Genomic DNA, 15,224 nt, shown 5'->3' with positions numbered 1-15,224 from the left:
TGGAGTTATCCGTTCTCGTCAGACGCCTCAGCGCCGTTTGTCTCGGTTTGGGTGTCTCCGTTCTGAGGAGCCTCCGACCGCGGAGGGCCAGACGGCTCGATGTCCTGACCCGGCCGCAATCGTTCATTGCCGCGCACCACGACTTCATCCCCGGGTGCAAGACCGGAAATGACCTCGAACGCATTGTCGAGCGCCGCACCAATTTCGATGGTCCGTGGAGTGGCCTTGCCGTCCTGATTGAGGAAGACACTCCATCCGCCCTGCGCCTGCACCAGAGCGTCCTTTGGTACGGTCGTCACCTCGCGCGGAGCGCTGATCGGAACGTCCAACGTCACGGTTTGACCAACGGCAATCGCAGCGTTTGGTTCGATCAACTCAAACCGGACGGGTCGCGTCCGCGTGGCGGAGAATTCGGTCGGCAGGATTGCCCGCATGCTCAACTCTACCGTTTCGCCAACGTCGGTTGTCGCGGTCACGGTCTGATCTGCGCGAAGCGCGTTCACGAACCGCGCGGGCACGCTGGCCTCGATTTCCAGTGCGGCGGTGTCGATAAGGGTCGCGACCTGACTTCCAGCAGAGATGAACTGGCCAACCTCGGTCGCCACGTCGAGGATGATCGCCTCGAACGGCGCACGAATGACCGCGTTTTCAAGCCGATAGCGAACCTCGCTCAGCGCGGTTTCAGACGCCTTGATGCGCGCCTGAGCCTCTTCGAAAGCGCCCCGTGCTTCGGCAAAATCGCTTGCCCGCTCCTCTAGTTGCGCCTCGGCTATCGTTGAGTTTTCCCGCAAGGTTTCCGCGCGGCGGAACGCTTTCTCCGCGCGATCCAAGCGCGCTTGCGAAACTGCGATTCCCGCCTCCGCAATCGCGATCTGCGCCTCGGCTTGCGACAGCTCGATTTCAAGCAATTCAGTGTCGAGCCGTGCGAGCACATCGCCCTGCTCAACGTGGTCGCCCACACGGATCGGGACAGTTTGCGCCAATCCCGCGACACGCGCGGCCACCGCACTTTGGCGACCTGCGACCACCTCTCCGAAGACCGAAACGGTTTCGGACATGGTGCTTGTCGTCACGAATTCTGTGGTGACGCCTGCCGGACGCCCCTGCGCCGACGCGATCAGGGGGAGGGCCAAAAGAAACATCCCCAGGGCTGCTCTCGCCAAGATGTGCATTCCGCCTCTCCTTACGTCACATGGCAGCATAGCGCAGAAAGTAGAGCGATTCCCTTCAAAGGCAGCGTGGATTCGCGTTTTGGTGTGCTTCCAGCACTCGCAGGCACATTTCGTTGACTCGGAAAGCGGCAAGACCCCCGTCGATCCTTGGTTGCCAGAGGTCAGCAATGCGGCCGAAGACAGCACATGTCCCGTCATCGCCATTTTGCGCGGAACCACTCTGGGCGGAAGTCTTGAAGTCGCTATGGCAACGCATGCCCGCGCGACTTCGCACTGAATTCATTGCACAGGATGACCCGAATTCCCGGTAGGTCCCCAATGTGCCACGAAAGCTCGCCACAAAAAGGCGCAACGTTCTCGACGTGCAACTAGACGGAGTTTGCCGCCTTCAGTCCTCCGGCCGCGAATGCGGGGACAAAGGTTCCTAGTTCCAGCGCACGCTCCGGGTTGGATGCGTTGCCGTCCAAGGCCCGCTTTTTGACGCCCTGCAGGATCGCAGCCATCCGGAAGAAACAGAAGGCAAGGTAAAAGCCGAACCGGTCGATGCCCGGAAGACCCATGCGCTCACAATAGGTGTCGATGAACGCTTGATCCTCCGGGATGCCGAGCGACTTTCGATCAACTCCCGCCAAGCCCCGTCCGGCATCGCCCGGCGGCAAAGACCACTGCATGATCACCCCAGCCAGATCGGCAAAAGGATGACCCAGGGTGGACAGCTCCCAATCGAGAACGGCGACACATCGCGGCTCGCCGGGTGCGAACAAGAGATTGTCGATCCGGTAGTCGCCATGCACCAGTGACACACGGCCATCATCTTCGGGAACCGCGCCTTTCAGCCAAGCCATCAGAGCATCCATATCAGGGATTGGGTCCGTTTCGCTGGCGCGGTACTGCTTGGTCCAACGGTCGATCTGCCGTTGGTAATAATTCCCGGTTGGTCCGTAATCCGTCAGTCCGGACGCTACCAGGTCGACGGCATGGATTGCGGCCAAAACGCGGTTCATATCGTCAAAAATCGCCTGTCGGTCTTCAAAGCTCACATCCGGCAAACGCGGATCGACGAAAGTTCGGCCTTCGACGAATTCCATCACATAGAACATGGACCCGATCACGGACTCATCTTCGCACAACGCATGCATACGGGAGACAGGAACATCGGTGTCCAAGAGGGCGCTCTGGACGCGGAATTCCCGGTCAACAGCGTGGGCGGATTTCAGGAGTTCGCCAGGCGGCTTGCGTCGCAACACATAGGCGCCCGAAGGTGCTGTCAATTTGAATGTCGGATTGGATTGCCCCGTCGCGAACTTCTCAACTGTGATCGGGCCTCTGAAACCGTCCACGGTCTTGCCCATCCAGGCTTCCACAGAAGCGACATCAAGGAGCGCCGTGCTCATTGGTTCGTGTATTTGCGCAGTTCCGCCCGGGCCACCTGACGTCGATGCACGGCATCGGGCCCATCGGCAAAACGCAGCGTTCGCAAATGTGTCCACATCCGCCAGAGCGGAGTGTCCTGACTGATCCCGGTGCCGCCGAAAAGCTGCATCGCCTCGTCGACCACCTTGAGCGACATAAGCGGAGCAACCACCTTGACCTGGCTGATCCACGGTTGCGCCGCTCGCGTGCCTTGCGTGTCCATCATCCAGGCCGCTTTCAGGCACAGCAGGCGCGCCTGTTCGATCTCCATCCTGGCGTTGGCGATGATGTCGTAATTGGCGCCAAGCTCCACCAGAGGTTTGCCGAAGGCTTCACGGTGAAGCCCGCGTTTGCAGAGAAGTTCCAGCGCCTTCTCGGCAAGTCCGATAGAACGCATGCAGTGATGGATACGCCCGGGTCCAAGACGACCCTGGGCCACTTCAAATCCACGCCCCTCACCAAGGACGATGTTTTTCGAGGGGACGCGCACGTCTGTAAACCGCAGATGCATGTGCCCATGGGGCGCATCGTCCTGACCGAACACGTGCATGGGGCGCAAGACCTCGATCCCGGATGTGTCCGCATCCATCACGAACATCGTATGCCGACTGTGCTTTGCGGCGTCCGGTGCGGTACAGGCCATGAGGATATACAGCGCGCACCGCGGGTCACCGGCGCCTGAGATCCAGTACTTTTCCCCGTTCAACACCCAATCATCGCCGTCTTTCCTTGCCTCGAAGGCAAGCTGCGCCGCGTCCGACGACGCCACGCCGGGCTCCGTCATCACGTAGGCCGATCGGATCTCACCATCGAGCAATCGGGTGAGCCAGCGCTCTTTCATCCAGGCTTCGCCGTACCGCTCCAAAACCTCCATGTTGCCTGTATCGGGCGCCGAGCAGTTGAAGATTTCTGCGGCAAGATGCACTTTGCCCATCTCTTCGGCGAGATACGCATATTCGACCGTCGACAGGCCGTGACCCTTGTCGCTGTCAGTCAGCCAAAAGTTCCAGAGCCCCCGCTCTTTTGCCTTGCCTTTGAGTTCCGCCAGGATGTCTAGCTGCCGATCGGTGAGTTGAAACCGATCGCCGGACGGGTGCTTGCCGACTTCAGCGTGGTATTCTTCGTCAAGCGGCGCGATTTCGGTGTCGACCATGCTGCGCACCTGCGCGACCAAATTCTGCACGCGATCCGTCAGTCCCAGATCCATCGGGCGATCCTCCCTCCCATGATTGGCTTTGATGTTACGGCCGCGTCTCCGCGACCGCCAGAGCAGATACTAGGACGGATCCAGCTTCTCTGTTTCAAAAATACCTCGGGGAGCGCGAGGGGCAGAGCCCCTCGCACGGATCGGATTGGCAAAGCCAATCCGATGTCAGAAATCGAGGTTCTCCACACTCAGTGCGTTCTGTTGGATGAACTCGCGCCGCGGCTCGACGACGTCACCCATGAGCTTGGTGAACAAATCGTCGGCCTCGGTCATGTCGTCGATCTTGACCTGCAAGAGCGTCCGCGCATCCGGGTCGAGCGTGGTTTCCCAAAGCTGGTCCGGGTTCATCTCGCCCAATCCCTTGTACCGCTGCAGCGACAGCCCTTTTTCACCTTCCTCCAGAATCGCATTCAAAAGGTCGAGCGGTCCGTGGATCATTTGTCGCCGGTCTTTGCGTTCCAGCGTTGCGGGCTGGTTGTAAACGGCTTGCAAGCTTTCAGTAAAGCTTCCCGTCTTGCGCGCCTCGCCCGAACGCAGCATCAGCCCATCCAATGTGCGCACCTCTTCAACGCCGCGCAGGATACGTGCCAGACGGACACCGCGGTCCTGCGTGATCCGACCCTGCCAACCCCGCTCGTATTCGAGCGCGATCAGATCCAGCCGTTCGGCAACCTTATCGGCCACGCCTTGCAAGTTGGCATCAACTGCGCCTTGGACAAATGCACCCGCAATGGCAGCCTGCTCCAGAATGTGCCGAGGGTAGTGCGTCGGGAAAGCGTCCAGCACGCGCTTGAGTTGGCGCGCTTCGTCGACAACACGGGCAAGATCCTGTCCGCTGATGGTTTCCCCATTGCCTTGTTTGAGCTGCGCCCCGTCAATGCCCTGTTGGATGAGGTAATCATCAAGTGCCGCCTGGTCCTTCAGATACACCTCTGACTTGCCGCGCGCCACTTTGTAGAGCGGGGGCTGGGCAATGTAGAGATAGCCGCCCTCGATCAGTTCCGGCATCTGCCGATAGAAGAATGTAAGAAGCAGCGTCCGGATATGCGCCCCGTCCACGTCTGCGTCCGTCATGATGACGATCTTGTGGTAGCGCAATTTGGAGATGTTGAATTCGTCCCGACCAATCCCGGTGCCCAGCGCCATAACAAGGTTGCCGATTTCCTGGCTGCTGAGCATCCGGTCAAACCGCGCGCGTTCAACGTTCAGGATCTTTCCTCGCAGCGGCAGGACCGCCTGCGTGCGGCGGTCGCGGCCGGTTTGGGCGGAGCCCCCGGCGCTGTCACCCTCAACGAGGAACAGCTCGGTCAGTGAGGGATCCTTCTCGGAACAATCCTTGAGTTTGCCCGCGAGGTAGTTCACGTCCATGGCCGTCTTGCGCCGGGTCAATTCGCGCGCCTTGCGTGCCGCTTCCCGCGCCAAGGCGGCCTCTATGATCTTGCCGACAATGATTTTCGCTTCGTTCGGGTTTTCTTCGAACCATTCGGCCAGCTTTTCGTTGACGAGGCTCTCGACCGCCGGGCGCACTTCGGATGAGACAAGCTTGTCTTTCGTCTGACTGGAAAACTTCGGGTCAGGCACTTTGACCGACAGAACGCAGGTCAGTCCTTCCCGCGCGTCGTCACCGGTGAAGCTCACCTTCTCTTTCTTGGCGATACCCGAGGACTGCGCGTAATTGTTGATCGTGCGTGTCAGCGCGCCGCGGAAGCCCGCAAGGTGCGTTCCGCCATCGCGTTGAGGGATGTTGTTGGTGAAGGGCAATACGGTTTCGTGGTAACTGTCGTTCCACCACATCGCGACCTCGACACCGATGCCGTCTTTCTCGCCCTGCATGAATACCGGCTCCGGCATCACAGGCGACTTCGACCGGTCGAGGTATTTGACGAATTCGCGCACACCGCCTTCGTAGAAAAGCTCGGATTTGAGAGGCTCGGCCGGGCGTTCATCTTCCAGAATGATCCGCACGCCGGAATTCAGAAAGGCAAGCTCGCGCAGGCGCTTTTCCAACGTGTGGAAATCGTATTCGAGATTGCTGAACGTGGTGGTTGAGGCCAGGAACCGCACCTCGGTTCCCTGTTCGCCATCGGCGTCACCGATGACTTCGAGGTGCCGGACCGTTTCACCACGTTCAAAACGCGCGATGTGCTGTTTGCCTTTGCGCCACACCTTCAGCTCAAGCCAATCGGACAGCGCATTCACCACCGAAACGCCCACACCATGCAGACCGCCGGACACCTTGTACGAATTCTGATCGAATTTCCCGCCGGCATGAAGCTGGGTCATGATCACTTCGGCGGCAGAGACACCCTCTTCCTCGTGAATGTCGACCGGAATCCCGCGCCCGTTGTCCCTGACGGAGACACTGTTATCAGCGTGGATTTTGACGTGCACAAAGTCCGCGTGACCCGCGAGAGCCTCGTCAATTCCGTTGTCGACAACTTCGTAGACCATGTGATGCAGGCCTGACCCGTCGTCGGTGTCACCGATATACATACCGGGACGTTTGCGAACAGCCTCCAAGCCCTTGAGAACTTTGATGGAATCCGCGCCGTATTCTTCAGGAGCCTGTGCTGGGTCTGCCATACGTTTACCCTTTGTTTTTCTGCTGATTTTATACGCGAACCCGACAGTGTTGTCACGCAACTGACACAAGATTTAGCGGTTGTCGTTCTGGTTGAGCGGACGATCTAACCGGTCGCGTTTATCGGCGTCACGATTGACCCCTCGGCCGCGTCAGTCACTTCGAAATATTGCGCGCGTGATCCAAGCTCTGTGAACAGCTCGAGGCCCGTGCCGGTCATCCAGGCCTGAGCGCCCAAGGCACAAATCTCGTCGTAGAGTGCCGCCCGTCGCGACGCATCCAGATGGGCCGCGACTTCGTCAAGCAACACGATTGGTGGTGACCCGAAATCGTCCACCAGTGCCCGTGCATTTGCAAGAACGAGCGAAATAAGAAGCGCTTTCTGCTCCCCGGTGGAGCTATCGCTGGCCGGAACACCCTTTGCGGCAAACACACCGTAAAGATCGGCACGGTGGGGGCCCACCAATGTGCGACCTGCGGCCAAGTCGCGGAACCGACTTTCTTCCAACGCGGCACGTAGTTCCGTTTCTCCGTCCGGCATTTCGCCTTCGGTCTGAACAAGATCGAGCTCGGCCGCCGGGAAATGGGTGCTCGCCATATCCTGGGCGAGAAGAATCCGCTCAAGCGCCTGTTGCCGGTTCGCATGGATTTGTGCACCCGACTTCGCCATTTGAGCCTCGATCGCCTTGTACCAGATCGGATCGCGCACTTGGTCCTTGAGCAGACGATTGCGTTCGCGCATCGCTTTCTCGTAGGTCAAAGACGCTTCGGCATGGCCGGGAAAAAAACTGAGAGTCATGCGATCAAGAAACCGCCGACGCCCCTCGGCCCCTTCAATCCAAAGCCGATCCATGGATGGCAGAAGCCAGAGAACGCGCACAAGCTCGCCCAAACGCGTTTGCGGTGCGGGCTTGTCATTGATCTTCACCTGCCGGGGTTGGCCCTGTTCAGACACAAAAGAAATGTCCTGCAGGCCGTCGGGCGTCTGAACGAGGCCATCGATCTTCCAGCCTAGTGCCTCGGGTCGGCGTGTCATATCCTGCGCAGACGCACGGCGCATGCCCCGTCCCGGAGAGAACAGAGATACCGCTTCGATCAGGTTTGTCTTACCGGCTCCGTTAGGTCCGTAAAGCACCACGGGTCGCGCATCCATTTCGATCACGACGTTGAAGTGCGACCGGAAATGCGACAGCGACAGGCGGGATATGCGAAGCGGCAACAGCGCCCCCGTTCAAAGGCGCTCTTGGCTCACACGCGCATCGGCATCACGACGTAGACCGCGCTGGTGTCGCTGCCTTCGCGCATGAGCGTCGGATCGCCCGCCGAATTGAACATGAAAACGGCGTTCTCGCGATCGACCTGACTCGCGATTTCGAGGAGATATTTGGCGTTGAAGCCGATCTCGAGCCGGTCGTCGCCATATGCGACGGCGAGTTCTTCCTCGGCCGCACCGCTATCTGGCGCATTGACGGACAGGATCAAACGATCCTCATCAAGCTGCATCTTGACGGCGCGAGAACGCTCGGAGGACACGGTCGCAACGCGATCCACGGCTTTGGCGAATTCAGCGGCGTCCACTTCAAGGCGTCGGGTATTCCCCTGCGGGATCACGCGTGTGTAGTCAGGGAAGGTTCCGTCGATGACTTTGGACGTCAAAGTGATGTCTGGTGTTGCAAAGCGAACCTTGGTTTCAGACACCGACACGGCGATTTCCATGTCGTCATCGTCCAAAAGCTTGCGCATCTCGCCCACGGTTTTGCGCGGAACGATCACGCCGGGCATGTCAGCCGCGCCGTCCGGCAAGGGGGCATCGATACGGGCCAGCCGGTGCCCGTCTGTCGCCACACAGCGCAGGACTTTCCCGTCTTCGCCGTCAGCAACGTGCATGTAGACGCCATTCAGGTAATAGCGTGTCTCTTCGGTCGAGATGGCGAACTTCGACTTGTCGAACAATCGCCGCAACATCGGCGCGGGCGCAGAGAAGTTGGCGCTGTACTCCGACGATGCCATCACCGGGAAATCTTCTTTGGGTAATGTCGCGAGCGAGAAATTCGACCGTCCCGCTTCGACCGTCAGTCGCCCCGATGCACTGTCCTCGGACACCGAGACAAGCGCCCCATCCGGCAATTTCCGTACGATTTCGTGCAAGGTCACCGCCGAAACCGTCGTTGCGCCTGCGCGCTCGACCTGGGCGACGGCGCGGTCCACGACTTCGATGTCGAGGTCGGTCGCGCGAAACTGAACTGTATCGCCCTCGGCTTCGATCAGGACATTTGCAAGAATTGGAATGGTGTTGCGCCGTTCCACCACGGACTGCGCTTGCGAGACGGCTTTGAGCAGCGTCCCTCGTTCCATGCTGAATTTCATGCGTTTATCCTCCGACCGGCCGGACGCCGACAGTAACCCCCAGAGGGGCTGCACTCCAACCCCTTGTTTTGCAATTTCTTGGCTGGTTTACGCGCAGGGTCAAGTGCGGGCATGCAGTAAAGCACGCCACGCTTCATTCTGTTGTGTCAGGGACTCAGGCTTCAAGCGCTCTGCGCAATAACTCAACATCTTCGGCGATCTGAGCGTCCTGCTTCTTGAGCTCTTCGATCCGGCGCACGCCGTGCATGACCGTTGTGTGGTCACGACCACCGAAATGCCGCCCGATTTCCGGCAAGGACCGTGTGGTCAACAGTTTGCACAAATACATGGCGATCTGGCGCGGGCGGGCGAAGGTGCGCACACGCTTTGGACCAACCAGGTCTGTGTGCCGGATCAAGTAGTGATCCGCGACTTTGCGCTGAATCTCTTCGATGGACACTTTTCGTTCAGAGACACGCAGAATGTCGGTCAGACATTCCTGCGTCAGGTCCATGGTGATCGGTTTTCCGACGAGCGAAGCAAAGGCGAACAAGCGGGTCAGAGCCCCTTCCAGAATGCGCACATTGCTGACGATCCGCGCCGCCAGGAATTCAAGAATGCCCGGCTCAACGCTTAGTTCCGGGTACATGCGGGAATAGGTTTCGGACTTCGATTGAAGGATGCCGAGACGCAGCTCGTAATCCGTGGGGTGAAGATCAACGACAAGCCCGCTTTGCAGACGGGACCGGATACGGTTCTCTAGATCCTTGATTTCATCCGGCGCACGGTCGGCCGAGATGATGATCTGCTTATGCTGGTCGACCAGCGCATTGAACGTGTGGAAGAACTCTTCCTGCGTACTGTCCTTTCCGGCGATGAATTGCACATCATCGACCATCAGAACATCGACAGAGCGAAACAGCTCTTTGAAGTCCATCATCTTTCGGTCGCGCAGCGCTTGCACGAAGCGATACATGAACTGCTCGGCGGACAGGTTGAGAACATTAAGATGCGGATGGCGCGTGCGCAGCTCCCACGCGATGGCGTGCATGAGGTGCGTTTTGCCAAGTCCGACCCCACCGTAAAGAAACAGCGGATTGAATGTGACCGGGCCGCCTTCTGCCACGCGTTTGGCAGCAGCATGAGCCAGCTCGTTCGGCTTGCCGACAACGAAGTTATCGAAGGTAAAGCGCTTGTCGAGAGGAAGACCATGCAGGGGATCGTTCTGGACGCGATCGTCCGAATACGGGTGCTCTTTCGGCGGCATGGGTTTCGCCTCTTTTTTCTTGGCCACTGGCTTTGCGGCATCGGTACCAACAGGGTGGAAGGCAATACGTCTTACGGAGGAGTCGATCTTTGCAATCTTCGTGAGGATCACGTCACCGAAATTCTGCGACACGTAGTTGCCCATAAAGCTGGTGGGCACTTGAAACCGCGCGATGCCGTCTTCCAAGCCGACAAAGCTCAGTGGTTTGATCCAGTTCTTAAAGCTGCTTGCCCCCAGTGTCTCGCTAAGTTCATCCCGAATTGATCCCCACTGTTCGCCAGTCATTTTGTCCCCTGTCCAACTAATACGCACGCTCGCTCGCATGCTTTCCCGTATCCGAGTCATCCACAGCCTGGTTTTCGCGCGGCTGAGGATGAAAGACGCGATCAACGTTTGAGGCTGACTCAAACGCACACGATCTCAGGCCACAAAAACGCGTGCATACACGTTCCGTGCGACCGGTCTCACAAAATGGACAAGGCAAGCGATCAAAGATCAGTTTGCGTCGCAGGGTCGGTTTCGAGGCAGTTTTTGAAGTTCTACTTCGACCCAGCGGAGCCTGTCCCCCCAAGCGCGATGTGACTCGCAGGAACAGTGTTAGCAGGCTCAAATTGATCGCATCAACAGAACTTAATTATTGACTCTGGGAATGCTGAAAAAGAATCTCTGACCGGTGCAAAGCTGCGCAAGCCTGAGCAAAAAACGCCGCCCTGATGGGGGCGGCGTCTTGATTTTCCGATGCGGTTTTGAAAGCCGCCGATTCTCAGCCAAGCGATTTGACGCGTGCTGCAAGACGCGAAATTTTCCGCGATGCTGTGTTCTTGTGGAAGACGCCTTTGGTCACGCCGCGCATGATTTCAGGCTGCGCTGCGCGCAGGGCTGCGGTGGCCGCATCCTTGTCTCCAGAGGAGATAGCCTCTTCGACTTTGCGCAGGAATGTACGGATGCGCGAACGGCGCGCTTTGTTGATAGCGAAGCGCTTTTCGTTCTGACGTGCGCGCTTCTTGGACTGGGGCGAATTTGCCATGTGATCGATCCTGGTTCTTCGGTTCCAATTTCAGTTGCACAATGATGGCCTGCCCGGAACCGAGACCGGAACGAATCTTGCCAAGCGGGCATCACGCGCATGTATCGGCGGCGTATAGCCGGAGATGCCTTCGGTGAAAAGGCCTTATCTGTCGCGGAACTGGGCCGTGCGTTTTTCCAGAAACGCCGCCATGCCTTCCTTCTGATCCTCGGTCGCAAACAACGAGTGGAAGAGCCTGCGTTCAACAAGCAGTCCTTCGGCAAGCGTTGTCTCATACGCACGATTGACCGCTTCCTTCACCGCAAAGGTGGCAAGCATCGACTTCTCGGCGATCTTGGCAGCTGCGGAGTAGGCTTCTTCCATCAGCGCTTTTGCAGGCACCACGCGGCTGACTAGACCGGCACGTTCGGCTTCTTCTGCATCCATGAAGCGGCCCGTCAGATGCATGTCCATGGATTTGGATTTGCCGACGAACCGTGTGAGTCGCTGCGTGCCGCCGATTCCGGCGACCACCCCGAGGTTGATTTCCGGCTGGCCGAACTTGGCCGTGTCCGACGCGATGATAAAATCGCACATCATGGCCAATTCGCATCCACCGCCCAGCGCGTAGCCAGACACGGCTGCAATGATGGGCTTGCGCACCTTGCAGACCGCTTGCGATTCGGAGCCGAAGAAATCCGACATGAACATTTCGACAAAGCTCTTTTCGGACATCTCTTTGATGTCAGCCCCGGCAGCAAACGCCTTGGACGAGCCCGTCAGGATGATACACCGCACTTTTTCATTGGCGTCAGCATCTTCTAGCGCACTGGCCAGCTCTGAGAGCAGTTGGCTGTTCAACGCGTTCAGCGCGTCGGGGCGGTTCAATTTGATGGTAGCAACGTGATCTTCGATTTCGACGATGATCGTCTCATAAGCCATGAGTGAGGGCTCCGTTCGGTGATCTCAGGCGTGCAGCCTTACGCATGTGATTGGTGCCATTCAAGCTATCTTTGACAGGTCGGGCAATAGAAGGTCGACCGACCTGACTGCACGATACGGCGAATGTTCGAAGTGCAGTCGGGCGTTCGACATGGCGCGCCTTCGCGCCCGTAGACATCGAAGCTATGCTGAAAATATCCAAGTTCACCATCAGCTTGGCGGAAATCGCGCAAAGATGATCCGCCAGCCTCGATCGCATCCGACAGGACATCTCGGATGACCGGGACCAATCCCGCAATCCGGTTTTTCGACACACGACGCGCGGGCCGCGTTGGATGAATTTTTGATCGAAACAGCGCTTCGCAAACATAGATATTCCCCAGTCCCGCAACTGTCTTTTGATCCAGCAAAGCGGATTTCATCGGCGTATTCCGACCAGAAAGTGCCGTTACGAGATAGCTTTCGTCAAAGCTGTTGCCCAAAGGTTCTGGCCCCAGACTCGCCAACAAAGGATGCTGGTCCGCCGTATCGGTGGCAAACACATCCATCGCGCCGAACCGCCGGGGATCGTTGAACGTGATGCGCGCGCCGTTCTCCATGTCGAGAACGACGTGATCGTGCTTTTCCGGGGCTGGATGATCATGCACGAATTGGCCAAGCGGATCGCCCGACACCAGCATTCGTCCTGACATGCCCAGATGAATGAGCAGCGTCTCAGCACTATCAAGATCGGCAAGGATGTATTTTGACCGTCGCCGCAGGCGCAAAACGCGTTTACCTGACAGCCGATCGGCCATGTTGTCCGGAAATGGCCAGCGCAAATCAGGACGGTTCACCTGCGCCCGTGTGATCACCTGTCCCTCCATCGCAGGAGCAAGCCCGCGTCGGACTGTCTCAACCTCGGGCAATTCGGGCATTCTGGCTATCCTGTCTCGTGTGGTCGCATTGTAACGTCTGTCCGGCGCTCTATAAGAAAGTCTGGCAGGAGAAACGACAAGACGTATGGCAGACGAAAACCAATCCACCACACATTTCGGATTTCAGGATGTCCCGGAAAACGAAAAAGCGGGCCGCGTTCAAGGTGTGTTCAGTTCAGTAGCGTCGAAATACGACGTCATGAACGACGCCATGTCGCTAGGCATTCATCGTCTCTGGAAAGACGCGATGATGGATTGGCTTGCACCGCGCAGAGGGCAGAAACTTCTGGATGTCGCTGGCGGCACCGGCGACATCTCCTTTCGGTTTCTCAAACGCGCCGGACAAGGACATGCGACGGTGCTCGACCTGACAGAGCCCATGCTCGTCGAAGGCCGCAAACGGGCCGAGGCAGCGGCGATGGGCGACAGCCTTGATTGGGTTGTTGGCGATGCGATGAAACTGCCGTTCGAGGACAACACATTCGACGTCTACACCATCTCTTTTGGCATTCGAAACGTCACACGTCCGCAAGAAGCGCTGAACGAAGCGTTTCGGGTGCTGCGTCCCGGCGGACGCCTGATGGTGCTGGAGTTCAGCCAGATCCCGAATGATCTGATGCAGAAGGTCTACGACCTGTATTCTTTCAACATCATTCCGCGCATGGGCCAAGCCATCGCAAATGATCGCGACAGCTATCAGTACCTTGTCGAGTCGATCCGCAAATTCCCCGATCAGGAGACGTTACTCGGCATGGTGCGCCAGGCTGGATTCGAGAACGCGAAATACCGAAATCTGAGCATGGGAATTGCCTGCCTGCATTCGGGGTGGAAGATCTGACGTGAGAGGTCCTCACAACATTTTACGGCTGATCCGTACGGGCGCGACGCTGGAACGTACAGGAGCCATGGGCGTCGTGCTGGATGCGTTCGATGCGCCAAAACCTCTGCGCATGGCGGCGCGGTTGCTCGGCTGGCCCTTCAAGTGGCTCGGCTATAACGGGGATCCAACAACCCCCGCGGCACCGCGGGCGCTCACCGCTTTGGGTCCGGCCTATATCAAGTTCGGACAGGTGCTCAGCACGCGCCCCGACGTGGTAGGCGACACCATGGCGGCGCAGTTGCGGGTTCTGCAGGACAAGCTGCCGCCGTTTTCCGTGACTGAAGCCAAAGCCATGGTCGAGTCCGAGCTGGGCATCGACGTGGACAGCGTCTTTTCCGAGTTCAGCGAACCCGTGGCCGCGGCTTCCATTGCACAGGTGCATAAAGCCAAGCTTGCCCAGACCGGCGAAACCGTCGCGGTAAAGGTACTCCGCCCAAATATTGAAAAGGATTTCCGCAAGGACATCGACGCTTTCTATTTCGCGGCGGGCATGATCGAAGGGCTCTCACCGTCCTCGCGCCGCTTGCGTCCAAAGGACGTGATCACGCATTTCGAGGGCGTTGTGAAAGGCGAGCTTGATCTTCGCCTCGAATCCGCAGCGGCCTCTGAATATGCGGCAAACACGAAGAATGATCCCGGATTTCAATTGCCCGAGGTCAAGTGGGAGCTGTCCGGTCGTCGTGTCATGACACTTGGCTGGGCGGAAGGTTTGCCCTTGGGTGACAACGCGGCGCTCGACGCGGCGGGCCATGATCGCGTCGCGTTGAGCGAACGGGTGCTGCAGCTTTTCCTGCAGCACGCACTTCGCGACGGGTACTTTCACGCGGACATGCATCAAGGCAACCTGAAGGTCGCGCCGAACGGCGATATCATCGCGCTCGATTTCGGAATTATGGGGCATATCGACGAATACACCCGGCGCGTCTACGCAGAGATCCTCTACGGGTTCATTCGCCGGGACTACAAACGTGTTGCCGAAGTGCATTTTGAGGCGGGTTACGTGCCCGAAGACCGCGACGTCGATGAATTCGCGCGTGCCCTCAGGGCAGTTGGCGAACCGATTTTCGGCATGGATGCCACGCGCATCTCGATGGGGCGCTTGCTCAGTTATTTGTTCGAAGTGACGGAACGCTTCGGCATGGAAACACGAACCGAGTTGATCCTTTTGCAGCGCACGATGGTCGTGGTCGAAGGGGTTGCCCGGTCTTTGAACCCGAAGATGAATATCTGGAACGTCGCCCAGCCGATAGTTGAAGACTACATCAAGACAAGCATCGGGCCCCGCGCATTTGCGAAAGACCTTGGGAAAACTGCGATGGTCCTCGCACGCTTTGGTCCCCGTCTTCCCGGATTGGTGGAACAGGTACTTATTGCTCAGGCACAAACGCAGCCCGAAGCGAAATCCCATCCGCTGCGCACGGCCATTCTCTGGACGCTTGTCGGCGCGTTGATTGGCGGAGGGGCGGTTGCCGCCTTCGAGGCCTTCTTCTAGC

12 protein-coding genes are annotated in these 15,224 nt (G+C 58.3%); 2 read left to right on the top strand and 10 right to left on the bottom strand.

Going from position 1 to position 15,224, the window contains the following annotated elements:
* Nucleotides 1–5 precede the first annotated feature (5 nt).
* The 10 genes from BUA42_RS12390 to mutM all read right to left on the bottom strand — a co-directional run bounded on the left by BUA42_RS12390 (nucleotide 6) and on the right by mutM (nucleotide 12,851).
* Complete coding sequence (locus BUA42_RS12390) at nucleotides 6–1,172, bottom strand: efflux RND transporter periplasmic adaptor subunit (RefSeq protein ID WP_072778217.1); 1,167 nt, start codon at nucleotides 1,170–1,172, stop codon at nucleotides 6–8.
* A gap of 368 nt (nucleotides 1,173–1,540) precedes the next feature.
* Nucleotides 1,541–2,566, bottom strand: a complete 1,026-nt coding sequence (locus tag BUA42_RS12385; RefSeq protein ID WP_072778215.1) for a phosphotransferase — start codon at nucleotides 2,564–2,566, stop codon at nucleotides 1,541–1,543.
* Nucleotides 2,563–3,792 (bottom strand): acyl-CoA dehydrogenase family protein, encoded by a 1,230-nt coding sequence (locus tag BUA42_RS12380; protein WP_072778214.1) that lies wholly within the window; start codon nucleotides 3,790–3,792, stop codon nucleotides 2,563–2,565. The genes BUA42_RS12385 and BUA42_RS12380 overlap by 4 nt, the downstream gene beginning before the upstream one ends.
* Before the next feature lie 165 nt (nucleotides 3,793–3,957).
* Entirely contained in the window at nucleotides 3,958–6,375 is a 2,418-nt protein-coding gene (gyrB, locus tag BUA42_RS12375; RefSeq protein WP_072778213.1) for a DNA topoisomerase (ATP-hydrolyzing) subunit B, read from the bottom strand.
* 104 nt (nucleotides 6,376–6,479) lie between these two features.
* Nucleotides 6,480–7,592, bottom strand: a complete 1,113-nt coding sequence (gene recF, locus BUA42_RS12370) for a DNA replication/repair protein RecF (protein WP_072778212.1) — start codon at nucleotides 7,590–7,592, stop codon at nucleotides 6,480–6,482.
* Nucleotides 7,593–7,621: 29 nt separating this feature from the next.
* Nucleotides 7,622–8,740 (bottom strand): DNA polymerase III subunit beta, encoded by a 1,119-nt coding sequence (gene dnaN, locus BUA42_RS12365; RefSeq protein ID WP_072778210.1) that lies wholly within the window; start codon nucleotides 8,738–8,740, stop codon nucleotides 7,622–7,624.
* Between the two features lie 154 nt (nucleotides 8,741–8,894).
* Complete coding sequence (gene dnaA / locus BUA42_RS12360) at nucleotides 8,895–10,271, bottom strand: chromosomal replication initiator protein DnaA (protein WP_072778209.1); 1,377 nt, start codon at nucleotides 10,269–10,271, stop codon at nucleotides 8,895–8,897.
* A gap of 478 nt (nucleotides 10,272–10,749) precedes the next feature.
* Nucleotides 10,750–11,013, bottom strand: a complete 264-nt coding sequence (gene rpsT / locus BUA42_RS12355; protein ID WP_072778208.1) for a 30S ribosomal protein S20 — start codon at nucleotides 11,011–11,013, stop codon at nucleotides 10,750–10,752.
* 144 nt (nucleotides 11,014–11,157) lie between these two features.
* Nucleotides 11,158–11,934: an enoyl-CoA hydratase gene (locus BUA42_RS12350; protein WP_072778206.1), complete on the bottom strand. Its 777-nt coding sequence runs from the start codon at nucleotides 11,932–11,934 to the stop codon at nucleotides 11,158–11,160.
* 65 nt (nucleotides 11,935–11,999) lie between these two features.
* Nucleotides 12,000–12,851 carry a bifunctional DNA-formamidopyrimidine glycosylase/DNA-(apurinic or apyrimidinic site) lyase gene (gene mutM, locus BUA42_RS12345; RefSeq protein ID WP_072778205.1) on the bottom strand — a complete coding sequence of 284 codons (852 nt, stop codon included), beginning with the start codon at nucleotides 12,849–12,851 and terminating at the stop codon, nucleotides 12,000–12,002.
* An 85-nt stretch (nucleotides 12,852–12,936) separates the two neighbouring features.
* Here mutM and ubiE point away from each other — a divergent pair, with 85 nt between their 5' ends.
* Together ubiE and ubiB are read left to right on the top strand one after the other, a co-directional pair.
* The gene (gene ubiE / locus BUA42_RS12340; protein ID WP_072778204.1) at nucleotides 12,937–13,689 is read left to right on the top strand and encodes a bifunctional demethylmenaquinone methyltransferase/2-methoxy-6-polyprenyl-1,4-benzoquinol methylase UbiE; all 753 of its coding nucleotides are present in this window, start codon (nucleotides 12,937–12,939) and stop codon (nucleotides 13,687–13,689) included.
* A 1-nt stretch (nucleotide 13,690) separates the two neighbouring features.
* The gene (gene ubiB, locus BUA42_RS12335) at nucleotides 13,691–15,223 is read left to right on the top strand and encodes a 2-polyprenylphenol 6-hydroxylase (RefSeq protein ID WP_072778202.1); all 1,533 of its coding nucleotides are present in this window, start codon (nucleotides 13,691–13,693) and stop codon (nucleotides 15,221–15,223) included.
* The last annotated feature ends 1 nt before the right edge of the window (nucleotide 15,224 follow it).

It is taken from the genome of Marivita hallyeonensis, assembly GCF_900129875.1.
Lineage (GTDB): Bacteria > Pseudomonadota > Alphaproteobacteria > Rhodobacterales > Rhodobacteraceae > Marivita > Marivita hallyeonensis.
The sequence above is the reverse complement of the archived record's forward strand: the minus strand, read 5'-3'. Positions and strand labels throughout refer to the sequence as shown.

Excerpts from the sequence above, each read along its gene's own strand:
- gyrB (WP_072778213.1), bottom strand. The coding sequence starts at position 6,375 with ATGGCAGACCCAGCACAGGCTCCTGAAGAATACGGCGCGGATTCCATC.
- rpsT (WP_072778208.1), bottom strand. The coding sequence starts at position 11,013 with ATGGCAAATTCGCCCCAGTCCAAGAAGCGCGCACGTCAGAACGAAAAG.
- mutM (WP_072778205.1), bottom strand. The coding sequence starts at position 12,851 with ATGCCCGAATTGCCCGAGGTTGAGACAGTCCGACGCGGGCTTGCTCCT.
- BUA42_RS12390 (WP_072778217.1), bottom strand. The coding sequence starts at position 1,172 with ATGCACATCTTGGCGAGAGCAGCCCTGGGGATGTTTCTTTTGGCCCTC.
- dnaN (WP_072778210.1), bottom strand. The coding sequence starts at position 8,740 with ATGAAATTCAGCATGGAACGAGGGACGCTGCTCAAAGCCGTCTCGCAA.
- BUA42_RS12385 (WP_072778215.1), bottom strand. The coding sequence starts at position 2,566 with ATGAGCACGGCGCTCCTTGATGTCGCTTCTGTGGAAGCCTGGATGGGC.
- BUA42_RS12380 (WP_072778214.1), bottom strand. The coding sequence starts at position 3,792 with ATGGATCTGGGACTGACGGATCGCGTGCAGAATTTGGTCGCGCAGGTG.
- BUA42_RS12350 (WP_072778206.1), bottom strand. The coding sequence starts at position 11,934 with ATGGCTTATGAGACGATCATCGTCGAAATCGAAGATCACGTTGCTACC.
- ubiE (WP_072778204.1), top strand. The coding sequence starts at position 12,937 with ATGGCAGACGAAAACCAATCCACCACACATTTCGGATTTCAGGATGTC.
- dnaA (WP_072778209.1), bottom strand. The coding sequence starts at position 10,271 with ATGACTGGCGAACAGTGGGGATCAATTCGGGATGAACTTAGCGAGACA.